The 20,635-nt window shown below is 68.1% G+C and carries 19 protein-coding genes; 4 read left to right on the forward strand and 15 right to left on the reverse strand.

What is annotated here, in order from left to right; genetic code table 11:
* Positions 1 to 21 precede the first annotated feature (21 nt).
* Positions 22 to 711 carry a cytochrome b/b6 domain-containing protein gene (locus DFR39_RS00405; RefSeq protein ID WP_133601560.1) on the reverse strand — a complete coding sequence of 230 codons (690 nt, stop codon included), beginning with the start codon at positions 709 to 711 and terminating at the stop codon, positions 22 to 24.
* 185 nt (positions 712 to 896) lie between these two features.
* Between DFR39_RS00405 and DFR39_RS00410 the strand changes: the two genes are divergently transcribed.
* Positions 897 to 1,352: a c-type cytochrome gene (locus DFR39_RS00410; RefSeq protein ID WP_419789842.1), complete on the forward strand. Its 456-nt coding sequence runs from the start codon at positions 897 to 899 to the stop codon at positions 1,350 to 1,352.
* A gap of 104 nt (positions 1,353 to 1,456) precedes the next feature.
* On the opposite strand, the gene DFR39_RS00415 is transcribed toward DFR39_RS00410, so the two are convergent.
* The 6 genes from DFR39_RS00415 to DFR39_RS00440 form a co-directional block, all read right to left on the reverse strand.
* Entirely contained in the window at positions 1,457 to 2,074 is a 618-nt protein-coding gene (locus tag DFR39_RS00415; protein WP_133601562.1) for a glutathione S-transferase N-terminal domain-containing protein, read from the reverse strand.
* Between the two features lie 100 nt (positions 2,075 to 2,174).
* Positions 2,175 to 2,906, reverse strand: coding sequence for an alanyl-tRNA editing protein (locus tag DFR39_RS00420; protein ID WP_133601563.1), 732 nt, complete (start codon positions 2,904 to 2,906; stop codon positions 2,175 to 2,177).
* A gap of 10 nt (positions 2,907 to 2,916) precedes the next feature.
* Positions 2,917 to 3,507, reverse strand: a complete 591-nt coding sequence (locus DFR39_RS00425; protein ID WP_246030629.1) for a VOC family protein — start codon at positions 3,505 to 3,507, stop codon at positions 2,917 to 2,919.
* Positions 3,508 to 3,516: 9 nt separating this feature from the next.
* Positions 3,517 to 4,359, reverse strand: coding sequence for a PhzF family phenazine biosynthesis protein (locus DFR39_RS00430; protein ID WP_133601565.1), 843 nt, complete (start codon positions 4,357 to 4,359; stop codon positions 3,517 to 3,519).
* Positions 4,360 to 4,379: 20 nt separating this feature from the next.
* On the reverse strand, positions 4,380 to 5,591 hold the full coding sequence (locus DFR39_RS00435; RefSeq protein WP_133601566.1) for an aminotransferase-like domain-containing protein: 1,212 nt from the start codon (positions 5,589 to 5,591) through the stop codon (positions 4,380 to 4,382).
* An 89-nt stretch (positions 5,592 to 5,680) separates the two neighbouring features.
* On the reverse strand, positions 5,681 to 6,595 hold the full coding sequence (locus tag DFR39_RS00440) for a DMT family transporter (RefSeq protein ID WP_133601567.1): 915 nt from the start codon (positions 6,593 to 6,595) through the stop codon (positions 5,681 to 5,683).
* A 73-nt stretch (positions 6,596 to 6,668) separates the two neighbouring features.
* On the opposite strand from DFR39_RS00440, the gene DFR39_RS00445 reads away from it, so the two are divergent.
* Complete coding sequence (locus DFR39_RS00445) at positions 6,669 to 8,138, forward strand: aminotransferase-like domain-containing protein (RefSeq protein ID WP_133601568.1); 1,470 nt, start codon at positions 6,669 to 6,671, stop codon at positions 8,136 to 8,138.
* A gap of 15 nt (positions 8,139 to 8,153) precedes the next feature.
* Here DFR39_RS00445 and DFR39_RS00450 read toward each other — a convergent pair whose 3' ends face one another.
* A complete protein-coding gene (locus DFR39_RS00450; RefSeq protein ID WP_133601569.1) occupies positions 8,154 to 9,719 on the reverse strand; it encodes a GGDEF domain-containing protein in 1,566 nt (521 codons plus the stop codon).
* Between the two features lie 97 nt (positions 9,720 to 9,816).
* Here DFR39_RS00450 and DFR39_RS00455 point away from each other — a divergent pair, with 97 nt between their 5' ends.
* Complete coding sequence (locus tag DFR39_RS00455) at positions 9,817 to 10,461, forward strand: response regulator (RefSeq protein WP_133601570.1); 645 nt, start codon at positions 9,817 to 9,819, stop codon at positions 10,459 to 10,461.
* Position 10,462: 1 nt separating this feature from the next.
* On the opposite strand, the gene DFR39_RS00460 is transcribed toward DFR39_RS00455, so the two are convergent.
* The 5 genes from DFR39_RS00460 to DFR39_RS00480 all read right to left on the reverse strand — a co-directional run bounded on the left by DFR39_RS00460 (position 10,463) and on the right by DFR39_RS00480 (position 15,414).
* The gene (locus DFR39_RS00460; RefSeq protein WP_133601571.1) at positions 10,463 to 10,888 is read right to left on the reverse strand and encodes a hypothetical protein; all 426 of its coding nucleotides are present in this window, start codon (positions 10,886 to 10,888) and stop codon (positions 10,463 to 10,465) included.
* Positions 10,885 to 12,756, reverse strand: coding sequence for an ATP-binding cassette domain-containing protein (locus tag DFR39_RS00465; protein WP_133601572.1), 1,872 nt, complete (start codon positions 12,754 to 12,756; stop codon positions 10,885 to 10,887). The genes DFR39_RS00460 and DFR39_RS00465 overlap by 4 nt, the downstream gene beginning before the upstream one ends.
* 44 nt (positions 12,757 to 12,800) lie before the next feature.
* On the reverse strand, positions 12,801 to 13,757 hold the full coding sequence (gshB, locus tag DFR39_RS00470; protein ID WP_133601573.1) for a glutathione synthase: 957 nt from the start codon (positions 13,755 to 13,757) through the stop codon (positions 12,801 to 12,803).
* Positions 13,758 to 13,830: 73 nt separating this feature from the next.
* On the reverse strand, positions 13,831 to 14,178 hold the full coding sequence (locus DFR39_RS00475; protein WP_133601574.1) for a DUF6172 family protein: 348 nt from the start codon (positions 14,176 to 14,178) through the stop codon (positions 13,831 to 13,833).
* A 45-nt stretch (positions 14,179 to 14,223) separates the two neighbouring features.
* Positions 14,224 to 15,414: a benzoate/H(+) symporter BenE family transporter gene (locus tag DFR39_RS00480; protein ID WP_281277207.1), complete on the reverse strand. Its 1,191-nt coding sequence runs from the start codon at positions 15,412 to 15,414 to the stop codon at positions 14,224 to 14,226.
* Between the two features lie 25 nt (positions 15,415 to 15,439).
* On the opposite strand from DFR39_RS00480, the gene DFR39_RS00485 reads away from it, so the two are divergent.
* Positions 15,440 to 16,204 carry a class II glutamine amidotransferase gene (locus DFR39_RS00485; RefSeq protein ID WP_133601575.1) on the forward strand — a complete coding sequence of 255 codons (765 nt, stop codon included), beginning with the start codon at positions 15,440 to 15,442 and terminating at the stop codon, positions 16,202 to 16,204.
* Between the two features lie 18 nt (positions 16,205 to 16,222).
* Here DFR39_RS00485 and DFR39_RS00490 read toward each other — a convergent pair whose 3' ends face one another.
* Together DFR39_RS00490 and DFR39_RS00495 are read right to left on the reverse strand one after the other, a co-directional pair.
* Positions 16,223 to 18,508 carry a TonB-dependent hemoglobin/transferrin/lactoferrin family receptor gene (locus DFR39_RS00490; RefSeq protein ID WP_246030630.1) on the reverse strand — a complete coding sequence of 762 codons (2,286 nt, stop codon included), beginning with the start codon at positions 18,506 to 18,508 and terminating at the stop codon, positions 16,223 to 16,225.
* A gap of 212 nt (positions 18,509 to 18,720) precedes the next feature.
* Positions 18,721 to 20,559: a potassium transporter Kup gene (locus tag DFR39_RS00495; RefSeq protein WP_133601576.1), complete on the reverse strand. Its 1,839-nt coding sequence runs from the start codon at positions 20,557 to 20,559 to the stop codon at positions 18,721 to 18,723.
* Positions 20,560 to 20,635: the final 76 nt, after the last annotated feature.

The following is a 20,635-nucleotide window of genomic DNA, read 5'->3' on the forward strand; positions in this document are numbered from 1 at the left end:
GAGTTTAGCGGCAGGGCAAGCTCAGAAGGCCCCCAGGCCCACCAGCCAGGCCACCGCTGCGGCGCAGCCCGCCAGCAGCAGCAGGGCCAGCAGCCGCGACGCCAGCCCATCGCGCGAGGCCGGCACCTGGGCCGGCAGCAGCTTGTCACCACCCAGCATGGGCCGCAGCAGATTGAGCCCCTTGACCACGCGGTAGAACAGCAGCGCCAGCACGTGCAGACCCAGCAGGGCATACAAGACCCACTGCCCCCAGCTCTTGTGATGTGAGGTCCAGAACAGGCTGGTCTCGGTGCTCACAAAGCGCACGAGCGGCCCAGTGATCGCAATCTCGTCGTCAGCAATCAGGCCCGAGCCCAATTGGAGCAGCAACCAGCCCAGCATGGCCAGCACCGACAAGGCCCCCAGCGGGTTGTGCCCGACCTCGAAGGCATCGCCGGCTTTCGGGCGGCCACTCAGGTAGCGCCAGAGCTTGCCCGGCCCGGGCACAAAGCTGGTGAAGCGCGACCAGCGCCCGCCCAGAAAGCCCCACAGCAAGCGAAACAGGATCAGGCTCAGCACCGCATAGCCCAGACGCATATGCCAGACCATGGCGTTGCCGCCGATCTTGGCACTGAGCACCGAGCCCAGCACACACAGCACCAAGGCCCAGTGAAACAGGCGGGTGGGCAGATCCCAGACCCGAACCGCCTTCATACCCGCTTCTTGCTGCATGCATCACCTCCACGTCCCGCCCCGGGGCTCAAGACACAAGCCCCGGCCCCGGCAAAGCCCCAACGATAGCCCATGAACGCCCTGCGCCCGAAACTGCTGCAGCGCCCGGCAAGACTCCGTACACTGCATTGGCGCCAGGTTCCCGGCGAGTGATCCACCCATCCCATGAGGACCCCAGCATGAAGATGAAGCAAGCCCTGCTCACACTGACGGCCACGGCCGGTCTGCTCGCCGCCCTGCCCGCGGCCGCCCAGTTCCAGAAGCCCGAGGACGCGGTCAAGTACCGCAAGGCCGCCTTCACCGTGATGGCCACCCATTTCAGCCGCATCGGCGCCATGGCCCAGGGCCGCGCGTCGTTTGACGGCGCCGCCGCCGCCGCCAACGCGGAAATCGTGGCCGACCTGGCCAAGCTGCCCTTCGCCGGCTTTGTCGAGGGCACCTCGGGCACCGAGAAGGGCTCGCCCAAGGCCAACGTCTGGAGCGAGCGCGCCAAGTTCGATGCCGGCGCCAAGAAGATGCAGGACGAGGTCGCCAAACTGGCCGTGGCCGCCAAGGCCAACAACCTCGACCAACTCAAGGCCGCCTTCGGCAGCGCCGCCCAGACCTGCAAGGCCTGCCACGACGATTTCCGCAATCCTTAAGCGGCATCTCCCACCCCCTACGTGCTTCGCGCGCCCCCCTCAAGGGGGCACATCCGCAGGACCGGCAGAGCCGGCTCCTCGGATGTGGTGCGAAAGCGCGGGCCTTACGGCCCCGCGCCAGGACCGTGCACCCTAAAGCCAGGCCTCGCCACTAGCCTTTGATAGTAGGTCTCCACGGCCGGCAGCTCGGGCCGCGCCATCGGCATGGCCCGCCAGCGGTGGGTGGACAGACCGATCACCACATCGGCCAGGCTGAAGCGCGGACCGGCCACAAAGCCGCCCGTGGCTCGCAGCTGCGCCTCCAGCATCGCCATATGCCGGTTCCAGCTCTCGATGCTGGCGTGCTGCAGTGATACATCCTGGTGCGTGGGGCTCTTGCGCACCAGGCCCATGAAGGCATAGCGCCAGCTGTTGTTCAGCTCGGTGGCCTGCCAGTCCATCCAGCGCTCCACCAGCGCACGCTCGCGCGGCGCAGCCGGCAGCAAGTCGACTCGCCCCTCGCGCCCGACCAGATAGCGGCAGATGGTGTTGCTCTCCCAGAGCACGAAGTCCGGCCCGTCCAGCAGCACCGGCATCAGGCCGTTGGGGTTCAGCGCCAGGAACTCAGGCGAGCGCCAGTCGCGCTCCTCGCGCTCGAACTCCAGCCCCAGTTCGACACAGGTCCACAACACCTTGCGCACATTGATGGAGCCGGCCCGCCCCAGAACTTTCAGCGCGCTCATGAGGCAAAGCCCAGCACGACCCTGCGGGTCTTGGCGCGCTTCTTTTGGTGACCGCTCACATCGGCAGCACCGATATGAGCGTTCCCCGACGAAATCGGCCTCATGCTTCGCTGGGCTGGGCAAAGCCCAGCACGACCCTGCGGGTCTTGGCCGATTTCTTTTCAATCTTGGTGACGATCACGGGGCCGATCTCGACCGTGTTCGCCACATGGGTGCCGCCGCAGGGCTGCAGGTCCACGCCCTCGATCTTGAGCACCCGCACCCGGCCCGTGCCGCGCGGGGGCTGCACGCTCATGCTGCGCACCAGGCCGGGGTTGGCGTCCAGCTCCTCGTCGCTGATCCAGCTGTGGCTCACCGCATGGGCGCCGGCCACCAGGCGCGCCAGGCCGGCGCTCAACGCCTCCTTGTCCAGGGGCTCGGTGGTGTGAAAATCCAGGCGGGCATAGCCAGCCGTGATGGAGCAGCCGTCCACCGGATGCGGCACCAGGGCGCACAGCAGGTGGGTGGCGGTGTGAAAGCGCATATGGGCATGGCGGCGCGCCCAGTCGATGTGCGCCGTCAGGGCAAGACCCGGCACCAAGCCGTCCAGCACGGCGTCCGGCGCCGGGATGTGCAGGATCTCGCCGCCCTCGCCCTTGCGGGTGTCGGCGATGGCAATCTCGCGTCCGTCGGCCAGGCGCAGCCAGCCGGCGTCGCCAGCCTGGCCGCCGCCCAGGGGATAGAAGACCGTGCGGTCCAGCAGCAGGCCGCGCTCGTCCGCGCGCAGCAGGGTAGCGCTGCATTCGCGCCGCTGAGCGTCCTCGCGAAACAGGTCTTGTGTGGGTTCGCTCATGCGCCTCTCCTCAAGCCAGCAGGCTCAGCCGCACGTCGCCACGCGGGGTGTCCAGCCAGACGTTCAGCCCGTCGCGCGCCTCGAAGCGCTGCAGGCTCACTCCGCTGGCGGGCAGGCGATCGGCCGGGTGCGGGCCGCCCGGGGCCCATTCGATCAGGGTGGGCAGGCCCTCGCGGCGCAGGCGCCGGCCGTCCTGGCGCAGGGCGATGCGCCAGCGCAGATCGCCGCGCTCGGCCGCCACCGGCTCACCGGCATCGACGCCCTCGCTGCGCATCTGGGCCAGGGCCGCATCCATCTGGCCCACGCGTGCCACCCAGTGAATCAGGCCCGGCCCCTGCGCCCGCAGGGCCTGCTGCAGGCTGGGCTGGTCCAGATCGAACCAGCGCGCGCGGCCCACGGGGCCGGGTGCTGCCGGGTCGATGGCGATGATCTCCAGGTAGCAGCGCGGATAGGCCGGCGAGCTGATATTGAGCAGGCGGTTGTGCGTGCCCATCAGGGCGTGGCTGCCGCCCGGGGCCGGGCTCAGGCCCAGCACGCGCTCGCACCAGGCCACGCCCTGGTCCAGCGTGAGGGCGCCGACCACCAAGTGATCAAGCTCCATCACCATCGCTCAGAGCCGCACCTGACCGTGGACTAGGGGCGTGACATCGCCGCCAATCCAGGTCTGATCCCCAACACGCCGTACATACACGCGCCCATCACGTCCGAGGGCCGAACCCTGTGAGGCCACGTAGTGCTCGGGCGCCAGACCGGCGGCCTGCAGCCAGAGGGCCACGCCGGCATTGAGACTGCCGGTCACCGGATCCTCGGGCACGCCCAGGGTGGGCACAAAGGCACGCAGCTCGAACTGGGTCTCGGCCCCTTCGGGCTGAGCGCCCACCACACCCAGCTTGAGCCCGCGCATGGCCACGAAATCGGGCTGCAGGGCGCGCACCGCGGCGGCATCCTTCAGGCGTGCAGCCATCCAGCCCGGGCCGTTGTCCACCCAAACCAGATCCAGCAGCTCGGCCGAGGGGACGCGCAGCGATGCCAGCACCTGCTCGCGCAGCCCCGCCTCCTGCACCGGCCCACTGCGACGCAATGGGGGTGCCGCAAAGGCCAGGCGAGCGCCCTCCCGCTTCACCCGCACCAGGCCGATGCCACACTGCTGCACCAGCTCCCCCGGGCGCTTGGGATCGCCCCCCGAGGCCAGCCAGGCATGGGCCGAGCCCAGGGTGGGGTGGCCGGCAAAGGGCAGCTCGCCGCCCGGCGTGAAGATGCGCACCCGGTAATCGGCCGCCGGATCGGTGGGAGGCAGCAGAAAGGTGGTTTCGCTGAGATTGGTCCAGCGCGCAAACGCGGCCATCTGCGACTCGTCCAGGCCCGCGGCATCCACCACCACGGCCAGCGGATTGCCCTTGAGCGGCTGGGCCGTGAACACATCGACTTGTACAAAGCGGCGCAGCTCGCTCATCGCGACATCTCCGTGACAGTTCAGGGGGTGCTCAGGGCCGGCACCTCGGCCAGGGCCTCGCGCAGCACGCGGCCCAGGATGGCCACGCCCTCGGCAATCAGATCCGGCGTCAGGGTCACGAAGGACAGGCGCAGGGTGCGCGGGTCGGGGCGCTGGGCATAGAAAGCCGCTCCCGGCACAAAGGCCACACCCGCCTCCACGGCCGTTTCCAGCAGGGCCATGGCATCCAGGCCCTCGGGCAGGCGGATCCAGAAGAACATGCCGCCCTCGGGGCTCTGCCATTCGCAGCCCTCGGGCAGATGCTCGCGCAGGGCCACCGCCATCGCGTCGCGGTTGGCCTTGTAGCGGGCGCGAATCTGGGGCACATGCTGGTCCAGGAAGCCGTCCTTGATCACCTCGTAGACCACACGCTGGTTGAAGCCCGGCGTGTGCAGGTCGGCGGCCTGCTTGGCCTGCAGCAGCTTCGGATACAGCTCGGGCGGGGCAATCATGTAGCCCAGGCGGAAACCGGGGGTCAGCACCTTGGAGAAGGAACCCAGGTACACACTGCCCTCGGGCCACAGCGAGGACAGGGCGTTGGGCGGCGGCTGGTCGAACCACAGATCACCGTAGGGGTTGTCCTCGACGATGGGCACGCCCGCGGCCTGGGCCGCGGCCACCACCTCCTGGCGGCGTGCCGCGCTCATCACGCGGCCGGTCGGGTTCTGGTAGTTGGGCAGCAGATAGGCGAATCGCGTGCCCGGCGCATCATGCGGCAGGGCGCGCAGAGCCTCGGGGCGCACGCCCTCGCCATCACTGGCCAGGCTGGCATACAGCGGCTCGAAGGGGTTGAAGGCCTGCAGCGCACCGAGATAGGTCGGGGTCTCCACGGCCACCGGCGCGCCGGCATCACACATGATCTTGCCGATCAGGTCCAGGCCCTGCTGCGAGCCGCTGGTCACCAGCACCTGCTCGGGCTTCACGTCCATGCCCAGGGCCGACACGCGGCTCGCCACCCACTCGCGCAGCGGAGCAAAGCCCTCGCTGGCGGCGTACTGCAGGGACTCGCGCGGGTTCTGGCTCAGCACCCGATCGCACGCGCTCTTGATGGCGTCCACCGGAAAGGTATCGGCCGAGGGCAGACCACCGGCCATGGACAGGATGCCCGGCTTCTCGGTGACCTTGAGGATCTCGCGGATGATGGACGGGTTCATGCGGGCCGCGCGACGGGCCTGGGTCCAGACGGTGCTCATGGGAAATTCTCCGAAAGATGCCGCCGGTCAGGTGCCGACGGGTGAAGGGCTTGATTGTGAATGAGTCGCGGCCAGCATCCGCGGGCGGTCTATTCCTGACGTACCTGGTCCACCGGCATGCGCTTGCCCAGCCAGACCACCGCGATCACCGCAGCGCCAAAGCCCAGGGTCATCGCATCCAGATGCTCACCCAGCAGCGGCACCGCCAGCAGCATGGACAAGAAGGGCTGCAGCACCTGCACCTGACTCACGCGCAGCGTGCCACCCAGGGCCAAAGCGCGATACCAGGCGAAAAAGCCCAGCCACATCGAGAACACCGACACGTACAGAAAACCGCCCCAGGCCGACCACGCCACAGGCGTCTGGGGCCAGCTCAGCAAGCCTGCGGGCAGGGTCAGCGGCAGGCTCAGCACCAGCACCCAGCAGATCACCTGCTGTGGCGCCATCTGCGTGCTCAGTCGTGCGCCACCCACATAGCCGGACGAGGCGCTCAAGATCGCGGCCAGCAGCAGCCCATCGGCCCATTGCAGGCCCGCCGCACCACGCCAGGCCGCAAAGGCCAGCACCAGGACAAGACCGGCGACGGCGCAGGCCCAGAAACCGAGCGAGGGTCGCTGCCGCAAGACAAGCGCGGCCATGGCGGCGGTGGCGAGCGGCAACACACCCGAGATCACCGAAGCATGCACCGCATCGACATGGCGCACCGCATAGCCCAGCAGCAGCGGCCAGCCGAACACCACCCCCAGCGCAACCCAGGTCAGCGGCCACCAGTGCTCGCGGCGCGGCCACGAGGCGCCGATCAGACGCAGATACACCGCCGACAGCAGGCCCGCCAGCGCCGCCCGCCCCAGCGCCACGAACAGCGGATCCAGCTGCGGCGCCTCGGCGCTGCCACCCGCCAGGCGGGTCATGGGAATGCTCAGCGCAAAGATGAACACACCCAGAAAGCCCAGCCACAGACCGCGGGTCTGTTCACTGGGGCTGGGGGCATGGGCACTGCTCATGCGGCCAGTCTAGGCGCCCACACCAATACAGAACCAGTACACTTTTCCTCACATCACGAATCACTGTATCGGCATGAAGACCAGTACAAGCACGGCGGCCGGCCCACAGGGCACGGCGCTCTCGCGCGGCTCCAGCGTGCCCCTGGCCCAGCAGCTGGCACAGCGCTATGCCGAGCGCATCCGCCAGAGCCTGCTGCTGCCCGGGGCGCGCCTGCCCTCGGTGCGTGAATGTGCGCAGCGCCATGGGGTGAGCCCCCATACCGTGGTGGCCGCCTATGACCAGCTCCTGGCGCAAGGCCTGCTCGAAGCGCGCAAGCAGCGCGGCTTTTTTGTACGCGACGGCGCCGCCCCCGCAGCGCCGCTTGCAACACGCGGCACACGCACGCCGCGCGCGGGCGGCCAGGCCGAGAAGCCGCTGGATGCGAGCAGCCTGATCCGCAGCATGTTCCAGGCCGACCCCAGCTCGGCACCGGGCCTGGGCACGCTGCCCAGTGAATGGCTGGATCAGGCCATGCTGCAAACCACCATGCGGCGCGTCGTCGCGCAGAGCAGCGATGAGGACAGCCTGCTCCTGCTGCAGTACGGTGAACCCGCCGGTGACGAACGCCTGCGCAGGGCGCTGACCCGGCGCCTGGACGATGTGGGCATCGTCTGCAGCCCGGGACAGATCCTCAGCACCGTCGGGGCCACGCATGCCCTGGACCTGATCACCCGCAACCTGCTCAAGCCCGGCGATGCGGTGCTGGTGGACGAGCCGGGCTGGGCCATCGAGTTTGCGCGGCTAACCCAGGCCGGCATGCGCCTGCTGCCCGTGCCACGCGGCGCGGAAGGCCCGGACCTGGATGTGATGGCGCGCCTGGTCGAGCAGCATGGGCCGCGCGCCTATGTGACGGTCTCGGTCCTGCACAACCCCACGGGCAACACCCTGAGCCTGGGCGCAGCGCACCGCATCCTGCAACTGGCGGAGGCGGGCGACTTCTTCATTGTCGAGGACGACACCTATGCCTTCCTCGCGCCCAACCACCTGCCGCGCCTCTCGGCCCTGGATGGGCTGCGCCGCAGCATCTATGTCTCGGGTTTCTCCAAGATCCTCACGCCGGCCTTCCGGGTCGGCTATGTGGCCGCCAGCCCGGAGCGCATCAACCGGCTCACCGAGGCCAAGATGTTGCAGACCCTGACCAGCAGCCCTCTGCTGGAACGCGCCGTGGCCCTGTGCCTGGAGCAGGGGCAGCTGCGCCGGCATGCCGAACGGGTGCAGGACCGGCTGGCCGCCGCCCGCCAGCGCGTGGTGCGCATGGCGCTGGAGGCGGGGTGCCAGTTCATGGCCCCGCCCCAAGGGCTGTTCGGCTGGGTGGACACCGGCGTGGATACGGAGCGTCTGGCCCAGCGCATGCTGGATGCCGGCTGGCACATCTCGCCGGGGCTGATGTTCAGCGCCACGCGCCAGCCCGGCACGCTGATGCGCCTGAATTTCGCCACGGCCCAGGACGCCCGATTCTGGCGCCAGCTGCAGCGTGAGCGAGACGCCCTGCAGCGCGCCTGAGCGCGGCCCGCGCCCTCACTCGCTCAGGCGGTTGCGTCCGCCCTGCTTGGCGCGGTAGAGGGCCTGATCCGCGCGCAGATAGAGCCGCTCGGCATCGTCCTCGGGCTGCAGCTGAGCCAGCCCCAGACTGAGGCCCAGCACGCCCGACTCGGGCCCCGCCTCATGCACCACCGCCGCCTCGCGCATCGCGCGCTGCAGGGCCGTGGCGCAATGCCTGGCCCCTGGCAGATCGGTGTCAGGCAGCAGCAGCGCAAACTCCTCGCCGCCCAGACGTGCAGCCAGATCCGCAGGGCGTCGAGCCGACTGGGACAGACAGGCTGCCACGGTCTTCAGGGCCTGGTCGCCCTGCTGGTGCCCGTAGTGGTCGTTGTAGCGCTTGAAGAAGTCCACATCCGCCAGCAGCAGACACAGAGGACGGCCGTCGCGCCGGCTCTGGGCCAGGGCCTGATGCAGGCGCTCGTCGAAACCGCGCCGATTGGCCAGTCCGGTGAGCGGGTCGCTGCGCGTGAGCGCCTCCAGCGCCTGCACCTGGTCGGCGATGATGGCCAACAGATCGTTGGTGCCCTTCGCCAACTCTGTCACCTCGTCGTCACTTTGGACCGAGACTCGCCGGGCCCAATCTCGCGATTGACGAATCTCGCGCAATTCGCGCCCAAGTTTCTCCAATCGCACAATCACCAAACGGTTCGGCACCAACATGAGGCCCAGTGCCAGGGTCGCGGCCAGGCCCAGCACCAAGGCGCCGACGCGTCCCAACAGAGCCTCGGCAAGAGCCAAGCCCTGACGCGGCCAATAGCCCTGCAAGGCGGCCACAGGCACACCGGAGATATCGCGCAACGGCCAGCTCAGCTGCAGCTCGTCGCCTTGCTCCTGCAGACGCACCGGCCCCTGTCCGCTCAGGGAAGGTAGATCCACGGCCAAAGCCTCACCCCTCAGGCCCTGGGTCGAACCTAAAGGCTCAAGCAGGAAGCGCATCGCACTGTGACTGTTGAGCTTGTGGCTGATGCGTGCATCGAGCCTTGCGGCTATGGTGACCGCTGCTGCGCCATGGGTCGGCACCTGCCCGGCACTCCCCAGCAGTGCCCTCTGGCACAACATCAGCAGCTGCGCACCACTACGCGCCAGGCCACAGGGCAGAGACCTTGAGCTGCCTTGCAACTTGGCCTGCTCAAGCTGGCGGAGCACGCCCGGTGTGAGGGACTCCGGCAAGCCCCAGGACGCGGCTTCCGGCGCGCTGACCTGCAATGCAAGAGATCCATCGGCCCGATGCACGGCAAGCCAGCTCACGCCAGCGGCGGCCACCGTCTGCGGGCTGAGATTGCGCGCTGCAAATGCGGCATCCGGATGCAACACATGCCGGTGCAGTTCATCCCAGTGGCTCCATGCACGTAGCCCAAGATCCAGCTGAAGCAACTGCTCATCGAGTGCCTGCAGCAGCTGTCCGAGCTGTTCGACAGCGGCCTCGCGATCCAGCTCGCCATAGCTGGTTCGCAGCTGATCGCGCAGCAGCAGCAGACTAAAGCCTCCGCCGATCAGATAGAGCAGAAGCACCCAAAGTGCCACCTTGAGTCGCAATCCCATGTCCGCTCCAGGGCCCAAGCGATCAGCCAGTATCGCCTGAGGATCGCAGGTCCGGTTAGCATGACTGCATCAACGCAGCTGAGGCCGTACCGCAACCATGCGCATCACTGAAGCCCCACATGAGCCGCGCTTTCTCGTTGTCGACCCACTTGAAGGGGTGCGCACCTATGCGCGCCGCCTGATGCTGAGCCAGGGCTATGCCGCAGACTCCTTCCGCGACTGTGCCGACCCCGAAAGCGCACTGCACATCGGGCGTGAGTTCAAGCCCGACTTCCTGATCACGGACTGGTTTCCCAAGGCCAGCATGAGCGGCCTGCAGCTCTATGCCGAGCTACGCCGCGACCTGCCCAGCTGCCGGCTGGCCTTGCTGAGCTTCGAGGTCACGCCCGCCCATCAGGCGCAGGCAACGGCGGCGGGCTCACGCTTCCTGCTGCGCAAGCCCTTCACCGCCGATGAGCTCAAGACCACCCTGCGGGATGCCCTCGCCAAGCTGGCACTGGAGCGGCCCGACCTGATCATGCGTCTGCAGGCGGTGGCGAACAGACAGCGACCACAGCGGCAAGACTTGCTCGCGAGCCTGACCCCGCCGCCCCCCGCTTTGCGCGTGGGTGAAGACGTGATCTATCAAGGGCGCCCAGATCGGGTCGCCCAGATCGTGATCAGCCATGGCGAGCTGATCGTTCAGCTCAAGGGCTCGGGCGCCATGGTGCCGGCGGCCAAGCTGAGCCGCCGGGCAACTTGAGTCAGACGCCGGCCGCCCCGACCAGCCCGATCAGCAGGGGATAAGGCAGTGCCACCGTGGGTCGGCAGGCGGCTCGCGCATAGGCACCCAGCAGCCCGGCAAGGCCCGGGCGAGCGGCCTGCCAGTCGCTGTGCAGCTGCATCACAAGGCCAGCGCCGGCATCCGGATCGCGCAGCAGTGCCTCCACCCGCAGCAGACGCTCGCCCAGGCGCGACTGAAAAGTCTTGAGCACCGCTTCCACCACCCAGAGCAAGAGCAGCAAGGCCGCCAGCTGCATGCCCGGCATGGCAGCCCAGCCCAGCAAGCACACGGCAAACAGCTTGATGCCCAGCGCCCACAGCTCATAGGACTCATGCTGGGACTGCAGCAAGAGCCACTCCTGCTGCAAGGCCCCGGCCGGGCTGGCGTGAGCGCCGGTCTCGCTCATTTGGCCTCCAGCACTTCCCAGCGCTCCAGCAGGCCCAGCAGCTCTTCGTCGATCTCCGCGGCACGCGCGGTCACCTCCGCGATGCGGGCCGCCCCCTGGGCATAGAGCTCCACGCCATTGAGCAGGGCATTGATCTGCACCTGCTCCGCCTCCAGCGCCGCCACCTTGGCCGGCAGCTCATCGAGCTCGCGCTGCTCCTTGTAGCTGAGCTTGCGCTTGCTCGCCACCACCGGGGCGGGCGCGGGCGCAGGTGCGGGGGCCGGGGCCGCCGCGGGGGCCGCCTTGGCCTGCAGCGCCGCCGCACGCTTGGACTGGGTCAGCCAGTCCTGGATATCGCCCTCGTACTCGCGCCAGCGGCCCGGACCTTCGTTGACGATGGTGCTGGTCACCACATTGTCGAGAAAGCGCCGGTCGTGACTGACCAGGAAGACCGTGCCGTCGTAGTCGGCCAGCAGCTCTTCGAGCAGTTCCAGGGTCTCGATGTCCAGGTCATTGGTGGGCTCGTCCAGCACCAGCACATTGGCCGGGCGGGCGAACAGACGGGCCAGCAGCAGGCGGTTGCGCTCGCCGCCCGAGAGACTCTTGACCGGCGAGTTGGCCCGCGCCGGCGAGAACAGAAAGTCGCCCAGATAGCTCTTGACGTGCTTCTTCTGCGTGCCGATCTCGATCCACTCGCTGCCGGGGCTGATGGTGTCGGCCAGGGTGGCGTCCAGATTCAGCGTGTCGCGCATCTGGTCGAAATAGGCCACCGTGAGCTTGCTGCCCTGGCGCACCGTGCCGCTGTCGGGCTGCAACTCGCCCAGGATCAGCTTGAGCAGGGTGGTCTTGCCCGCGCCGTTGGGGCCTACCAAGCCGATCTTGTCGCCGCGCAGAATGGTGGCGCTGAAGTCATCCACGATGCTGCGATCGCCGTAGCGCTTGCCCACGTTCTCCAGCTCGGCCACGATCTTGCCGCTGCTGGAGCCCGTGTCGATGTCCAGGCGGACCTTGCCCTGCACATCGCGGCGGGCGGCGCGCGCCTCGCGCATCTCGTGCAGGCGCTGCACCCGGGCCACGCTGCGGGTGCGGCGTGCCTCCACGCCCTTGCGTATCCACACCTCTTCCTGGGCCAGCAGCTTGTCAAAGCGCGCATTGGCCAGGGCTTCGTTTTCCAGCTCATAGGCCTTGGCGGCCTGGAAGGCGGCGAAATTGCCCGGATAGCCGCGCAGCTGGCCGCGGTCCAGCTCGACGATGCGGTTGGCCACGTTGTCCAGGAAGGCGCGGTCGTGGGTGATCAGCAGCAGCGAGCCCTTGAACTCATTGAGCAGGCCTTCCAGCCAGGCGATGGCGTCCAGGTCCAGATGGTTGGTGGGCTCGTCCAGCAGCAGCACATCGGGCTGGGCCACCAGGGCGCGCGCCAGGGCCACGCGCTTCTTCAGGCCGCCCGACAGGGTGCCGACGATGCGGGCGCCGTCCAGACCCAGGCGCTGCAGGGTCTCATCCACGCGCTGCTCCCAGGTCCAGCCGCCGATATGCTCGATGCGCTCCTGCACCCAGGCCAGATCGTCGTTGGGGTCGTGCAGCTCGAAGCGCTCGCGCAAGGCCTTGGCCTCGGCCACGCCCTCGCTCACCACCTCGAAGATGCTGGCCTCGGGATTGAGCTCGGGCTCCTGCGGCACATAGACGCTGGTCAGGCCCTGCTGCAGCTGCAGCAGACCGTCGTCCAGCTTCTCGATGCCGGCCAGGATTTTCAGCAAGGACGACTTGCCCGTGCCGTTGCGGCCGATCAGGCCCACGCGCTCGCCGGTCTCAAGGGCGAAGTTGGCGCCATCCAGCAGGGGCACATGGCCGAAAGCGAGATGGGCGTTGGAGATGGAGAGGACTGCCATGGGCGCGATTGTCCACGAGGTGTGACAGCGCCCCGGCTTCGGGTCTAGCGTCGAGCCAGCTCACGCTCCAGCGCATCGACAAAGAGCTGGGCCACATCGATGCCGCTTTGACGGCTGATCTCCTGAAAGCCCGTGGGGCTGGTGACATTGATCTCGGTGAGGCAGTCGCCGATCACGTCCAGGCCCATCAAGAGCAGGCCGCGCGGTGCCAGCCGGGCCGCCACGCCCTCGGCGATCTCCCGGTCGCGCGCGCTGATGGGCTGGGCCACGCCCTTGCCGCCCGCCGCCAGATTGCCGCGGATCTCGCTGCCCTGCGGAATGCGGGCCAGGCACCAGGGCACGACCTCGCCGCCGATGACCAGCACGCGCTTGTCGCCCTTGACGATCTCGGGCACGTAGCGCTGCACCATTACGGTTTCGGCGCCGCCCTTGTTGAGGGTCTCGATGATGGAGCCCAGGTTCAGCGCATCGGGGCCCACGCGGAAGATACCCATGCCCCCCATGCCATCCAGGGGCTTGAGGATGATGTCGCGGTGCTCGGCGTGAAAGGCCTTGATGGCCTCGGGGCTGCGCGTCACCAGGGTGGGCGAGATGTACTCGGGAAACTCCAGGATGGCCAGCTTCTCGGGGTGGTCGCGCAGCGCGGCCGGCTTGTTGAAGACGCGTGCGCCCTCACGCTCGGCCTGGGACAGCAGATGCGTGGCGTAGAAGAACTCGCTGTCAAAGGGCGGGTCCTTGCGCATGATGATGGCGTCGGTGCCGGCGGCCAGGCCCAGATCGGCCGTTTCCTCGGTGCGGAACCAGTCGTGTTCATCGCCGGTGAGCGCGATGCGCCGCGCGCCGCGCGCCGTGACCCGGCCGCCGCTGACCCAGACCAGGTCCGCCGGATGGCAGGCCCAGAGCACATGGCCGCGCCGGGCGGCCTCGCGCATCATCGAGAACGTGGTGTCCTTGTAGGTCTTGAACGTTTCCAGCGGGTCGGCGACGAAGAGCAGGATCATGGGCGTGGCGCATTCTTGCAGGATGACGGGCCGCAGTGTGGCACGGCGGGCGCCGCGCTGCCGGGCCCGGGGTTCAGGCGTCTTGCTCGTCGTCCGCCGCCACATCCTCGGCGGCCGGCTTGGCCTGGGCCGGGCGCGGCACAAAGCGGCGCTGGGCCGGCTTGGCCAGCAGCTCCAGGTAGAAGGCTGGCGCACCTGCGGCCGCGGCCTCGTTGATGCGGTCCATGAAGGCGCCCACATGGCAGACCTCGGCGGTGTCCTCCGTCAGGCCGAAGCGGCAGTCGAAGTCCCAGAAGTCCATCTGCGAGGGCAGGGTCTTGCGACGCTCGCGCTTCATGTACTGGCGGATTTCGTGCTTGATGGCCTCCAGCAGGCGCTCGGGATGCTTGCCTTCGATCTGGAGTTGGAACGTCTTCTTCATGGCAAGCCTCTTTGTCGGTGGGGGCGAGATTATCGGCCAGGCCTCTCAACGCGCGCGGAATCGGGCGAAGAGCAGCGCCACCGTGCCGGCCACCACCCCCCAGAAGGCCGAGCCTACGCCCAGCACCGTCAGGCCCGAGAGCGTGACCAGAAAGGTCAGGATGGCGGCGTCGCGGTGCTGCTCGTCCTTGAGCGCGGTGTTCAGCCCGCCGGCAATCGTGCCCAGCAGGGCCAGGCCCGCCACCGCGGCCACCAGCTCGCGCGGAATGGCGGCCAGCAGGCCCACAACCGCACCGCCGGCCAGGCCCACGGCGATGTAGAAGACGCCGGCCATCACCGCGGCGGTGTAGCGCCGGGCGGGGTCCTCATGCGCCTCGCGGCCGGTGCAGATGGCGGCCGTGATGGCGGCCAGATTGAAGGCATAGCCGCCAAAGGGCGCCAGCATCAGGGTGGCCAGGCCGGTGGCGGAGATGGAGGCGGACACCGGGGTCTGGTAGCCCGCCGCGCGCTGGGCCGCCACGCCGGGCAGGTTCTGCGAGGCCATGGTCACCAGAAACATGGGCAGGGCCACGCCCACCAGGGCCGAAAGGCTGAAGCTGGGCGTGGTCCAGACCGGTACGGCCCAGCCCCAATGCACGCCTTCCATATGGATGCGGCCCAGGCCGGCCGCCACCGCCACGCCGCTGAGCAGCACCAGGGGCACGGCATAGCGCGGCAGCCAGCGCCGCCCCAGCAGATAGGCCAGGGCCATGACCAGCACGATAGCGGGTTCGCTGCGCACGGTGAGCACCGCGTCCAGGCCGAAGCGGGCCAGCACCCCGGCCAGCAGGGCGGCGGCCACGGCCAGGGGGATGCGGTCCATCAGACGCTCGAACCAGCGCGTCACGCCAAAGAGCAGGATCAGCGCGCCACACATCAGAAAGGCGCCGATCGCCTCGCTCATGCCCAGGCCCGTGCTGCCGGCCAGCAGGGCCGCGGCCGGCGTGGACCAGGCGGTGAGCACGGGCTGGCGCGTCCACAGGGCCAGGCCCAGGCTGGTGATGCCCATGCCCAGGCCCAGGGCCCAGATCCAGGAGGCCGTCTGTGCCGGTGTGGCCCCCAGGGCCTGGGCGGCCTGGAAGACGATGGCCACCGAGCTGGTGAAGCCCACCAGCACGGCCACAAAGCCCGCCACCGTGGCGGGCAGCGAAATGTCGTTGAGCAAACGCCGCATGCGCGGCAGCATAAGGGCATTCAAGCAGCGCAATCGCGGAGGTGGCTCGATGTGTCGGTTCCTGGCCTATCTGGGAGATCCCATCTATCTGGAGCAGCTGGTCTGCCGGCCGCGCCACTCCCTGGTGCGGCAGTCGTTGCAGGCCGAAGAGTCCAAAACCGTGACCAATGGCGACGGCTTTGGCATCGGCTGGTATGGCGAGCGCGAAACGCCCGGCGTCTACCGCGAGGTGATGCCCGCCTGGTCGGACGAAAACCTGCTCTCGCTCTCGGCCACGGTGCAGTCACGCCTGTTCCTCGCCCATGTGCGCGCGGCCACCGGCGGCGGCATCGCGCGGCAGAACTGCCACCCCTTTCATTACGGCCGCTATCTCTTCATCCACAACGGCCAGGTGGGCGGCTATGGCCAGCTGCGGCGGGTCCTGGAGAGCGCGCTGCCCGATCATTTGTACGAGCAGCGGCGCGGGGCCACGGACTCGGAACTGCTGTTCCTGCTGATCATGGCCCAGCTGCAGGAGGGCATGTCGGCGCCCGAGGCCATGCGCGCCGTGCTGCAGCACACGGAAGCCCTGATGCAGGCCCGAGACATCAAGGCACCGCTGCGCTTTGCGGCTGCGCTGGCCGACGGCCAGCAGATCTGGGCCCTGCGCTATGCCAGTGACGACGCGGCCCCCACCCTCTACCTCAAGCCGCAGGCTGGCGGCTGCGCCGTGGCCTCCGAGCCCCTGGGCGATGATGTCGAGGCCTGGCGGCCCCTGGGCCAGCGCCAGCTGGCCCATCTTCAGCCGGGCCGCTTTGAGCTGCAGCCCTTTTGAAGCGCCGCAGCGCAGGGCTCAGAACTGGTAGCGCACGCTGGCGCTGATGTTGCGGCCCGGCTGGGTGTAGGCATCCAGGGCGATATTGCCAGGCGCAATGCCACGCACATCGGACCACTGCCAGTACTTCACATCGCCGATATTGCTCAGGGCCGCATTCAGGCTCCAGCGCTTGTCGATCTCCCACCAGGCGTTCAGATCGCCGACCACGAAGCCCTTGGGCGTGTAGTTGCGGCTGGGGTCGGGATTGCGGCGCTGGCTCTTCATGCCGGTGAGCTTGAGCTCGGCGCCCCAGACCCCGGCCTGCTCGTAGCGCAGGCCCAGCACGCCCTTGTCGGGTTCCACGCTCTCCAGCGGCGTGCGGCTGCCATCGGGGGCCTCGCTATCACCCTTGGTGTGGGCGTAGCTGGCACTCAGTGTCCATTGCGGCAGGAAGGTCCAGGCGCCCGAGAGCTCGACACCGCTGATGCGGGCGCCATTGAGATTGACGGACTTGAACACCAGGGGATCGGCCGCGCTGCCGCTGCCGCCGACGGTCTGGTTGGCTGCGATGAAGTCCTTGTAGCGCGACTTGAAGAGCGCCAGCTGGTAGCGCAGGGTGTCGCTGCGGCCGCGCAGGCCCAGCTCGAAGGCATCGCTGGTCTCGGGCTTGAGATCGGGATTGCCCACCGAGGTGTAGGCGGGGCGCGAATTCAGATTGGTCACGCCGCCGTTGAGCTGGCTGGGCGTGGGCGCGCGAAAGCCATGCGCGTACTGGCCATAGACGCGCAGCATGGGCGTGTGGGTCCAGACCAGGCCCAGACGCGGCGAGAGCTCATGATCGCTGAGCTTGGCCGGCGTGGCCGGGTTGTTGATGCTGTAGAGCGGATCACCCTGGCGCGGATCCAGCTCGAAGCGGTCCAGGCGCAGACCCGGGGTGAGCATGAACTGGCCCCAGCTGATCTCGTCCTGAACGAAGAGGCCCAGCAGCCGGTAGTCGGTATCCGGAAAGCTCTTGTTGACCGGTCCGAAGCCGGCCGGCGGCGGGGCCGTGACCAGGCTGCCATTCAGATAGTTGGCCCCCTCCTTGAGCGAGTGCACCAGGGTGCTGGAGATGTCCATGCCGTAGAGCAGGCGCTGCTGCGGCAGATGGCTCTCGAATTGCAGGGAGCCGCCCACCATGCGCTCGGCATAGAAAGCATCGCGCGAGCGGCTGTTCCAGACGCTGGTATTGCTGCGTTCCTCATAGCCCAGCTGGCGGTTCTTGGCGTCCTGCCAGTAGAGCTGGGCATTCGCGCGCTGGAACAGCGGATTGCTGCTGTCTACATAGCGGTAGTCCAGCTTGATCAGGCTGCGGTTGATGCGCTCGCCGGCGTCGACGCGCGTGTGCGTCGGAAACATCGGATCACCAAACAGGGTAAAGACCTGGGTGTCCACATCGCGGTCCAGATGCTCCAGCGAGAGCTTGAGCTGCTGACGGGCATCGAGCTTGTAGATCAGCTTGCCCAGCACATAGTGGGAGGCCACATCCTGCGGATTGCCCACGGTGCGGCTGCGGTCGCGGGTCTCGCGCTCGCCCCGGTTGTCGGTCTCGTGCCCGCGGCGCAGGCTGGCCAGCACCAGGCCCTCCCACTGCGCCGCGCGGAAGGCATAGCTGGGCACCAGGCTGCTGGACTTGTCCACCGTGGCATGGCCCAGCTTGAGCGCCGCCTGCGAGGACTGGCCACGCGGCAGCAGGTCGGACGGATCCTTGGTGACAAAGCTGACCGCGCCGGACAGGCCGTCGCTGCCATAGGCATTGGAGGAGGCGCCGCGCAGGATTTCCACCTGCTTGAAGGCCTCCACATCGATGTAATCGCCGCGCCCGGCAAACACCGGCCCGCTGCTGTAGACCATGGGCAGACGCACGCCATCGGTCTGCAGCAGCACCTGGTTGCCCTCGAGGCCACGGATATTGATGCCCTCGTTGCCGCCCCGGCCCGTGCTGTAGAAGGCGGCCGAACTGCGGTTGGGCTGGTAGCGCACCGCCACGCCGGCTTCGTCGCGCAGCAGGTCCTTGAGGTCGGTTGCCAGCTTGCGCGCGATGTCCTGGGCGCTGAGCGTGGTAACCGTGGCGGCCACCTGGTCCTCGGGCGTTTCCAGGCGGGTGGCCGTGACGGTCAGCTTGGGCAGATCAGGCTGGGCCAGGCGGGGGGCGGCCGGTGTGGCCGGCGACTGGGCCTGAGCCGCGGCACACAGGCCGATGACGGCCAGGGCCATGGAGGCGGGGACAAAGGCCTCGCGCATGCGGCGGCGCGAGGAAGGGGAGACAAGACTGCGGGCCATGGGCACTCCGTGACGGACCCGCGGCGGGCGGTACCGGCGGCGGGTCGGGCTGCTAGGGGAAATCGAGCAGCGGGCGAGAGGCTGGCAGGCTCAGCAGGGATCGGTGCGCCGCCCTCCCGCAGGAGGGCTGGCACACCGGCAAGGCGCGCATCTTATATGAGAATAATTCTCATTGGCGTTGCAAGTCCGCGACAGACAGGGCCAGGGCGGGCTCAGATCTCGACCTTGGCGCCCAGCTCCACGATGCGGTTGGTGGGCAGGTGCAGGAAGTCGGCCGCGGCGGCGGCATTGCGGTGCATGCTGGCGAAGAGCTTCTCGCGCCAGGGCGCCATGCCGCCACCCATGGTCGGGATGACGATGTCACGCGAGAGGAAGTAGCTGGTCTCCATCTCCTCCAGCTGCACGCCACGCTGCTCCAGCAGCTTCAGGGCCTCGGGCACATCGGGCTCGTTCTTGAAGCCGAAGTTGATGCTGACCTGCCAGCAATCGTTGCCCAGGTTCTGCACTTCCACACGCTTCTCGAAGCCCACCCAGGGCACCTCATGGTGCTTGACCGAGACAAAGAGGTTCTGCTCGTGCAGCACCTTGTTGTGCTTAAGGTTGTGCAGCAGGGCGTTGGGCGTCACACCCTGCTCCGCCGAGAGAAAGACGGCCGTGCCGGCCACGCGGGTGGGCGGGCTGACGAAAACCGCTTCCAGGAAGCTGCGCAGATCGATGGCGTCCTCACGCAGCTTCTGGCTGAGCTGACGTCGGCCCTGCTTCCAGGTCAGCATCAGGGTGAACATGCCGATGCCGATCAGCAGCGGGAACCAGCCGCCGTGCAGCAGCTTGAGCAGGTTGGAGGCCAGGAAGGTGACGTCGATGATGAAGAACACGCCGGTGGCCACCACGCACAGCGGCAAGGGATAGCGCCAGCCATAGCGGATCACGAAGAAGGTCATGACCGTGGTGATGGTCATGTCGATGGTCACCGCCACGCCATAGGCGCCGGCCAGCTTGCTGGAGGAGCCGAACAGCACCACCGCCAGCAGCACAAAGACAAAGAGCCCCCAGTTGACGAAGGGCACATAGATCTGACCCGTGTCGCGCACCGAGGTGTGCAGGATGCGCATGCGCGGCAGGATGCCCAGCTGGATGGCCTGCTTGGTGACGGAGAAGGCCGCCGTGATCAGGGCCTGGGAGGCCACGATGGCGGCCAGGGTCGCCAGCACGAAGAGCGGAATCTCGGCCCAGTCGGGTGCGATCAGGTAGAAGGGGTTCTTGATCGCACTGGGGTCCTTGAGCAGCAGGGCACCCTGGCCGAAGTAGTTGATGACCAGGGCCGGCATCACGATGCCATACCAGGCAATGCGTATGGGCCTCTTGCCGAAGTGGCCCAGGTCGGCATAGAGCGCCTCACCGCCGGTCACCACCAGCACCACGGCCCCCAGGGCCACAAAGGCAATCCAGCGGTACTCCAGGCAAAAGCGCAAGGCATGGGCCGGATTCATCGCGGCCAGCACCTCGGGATTGGCCATGACCTGGGGCAGGCCCAAAAGGGCCAGGCTGCTGAACCAGACCAGCATCACCGGACCGAAGGCCTTGCCGACGCCGGCGGTGCCCAGGCGCTGCACGGCAAACAAGCCGGCCAGCACCAGCACCGCGATCGGCACGATGAAATCATGGTACTGGGGCGCGTAGACATCGATGCCCTCCACCGCGCCCAGCACGGTCATGGCCGGGGTGATGACGGCATCGCCAAAGAAGATGGCCGTGCCGAAAAGTCCCACCAGCATCAGCACGCGGCGCAGCCGGGGCTTGTCGCGCACGGCTTGGGTCGCCAGGGCCAGCATGGCAATCAGACCGCCCTCGCCGTTATTGTCCGCGCGCAGGATGAGCAGCACGTACTTGAGCGAGACCACGATGGTCATGGTCCAGAACAGCAGGGAGAGTACGCCCAGGATATTGTCCGGACTCAGGGGCACATGCCCGCCGTGAAAGACTTCCTTGAGCGCGTACAGCGGGCTGGTGCCGATGTCGCCATAGACGACACCCAAGGCGCCCAGGGTCATGCCCGCCAGGACGGTGGGGCTCTGCTTCGTTGTCGAGGCTGTCACAGACGAGGGCGGCGCCGAGCAGGGCGCCGCA

This window comes from Roseateles asaccharophilus (assembly GCF_004362405.1).
GTDB lineage: Bacteria > Pseudomonadota > Gammaproteobacteria > Burkholderiales > Burkholderiaceae_C > Kinneretia > Kinneretia asaccharophila.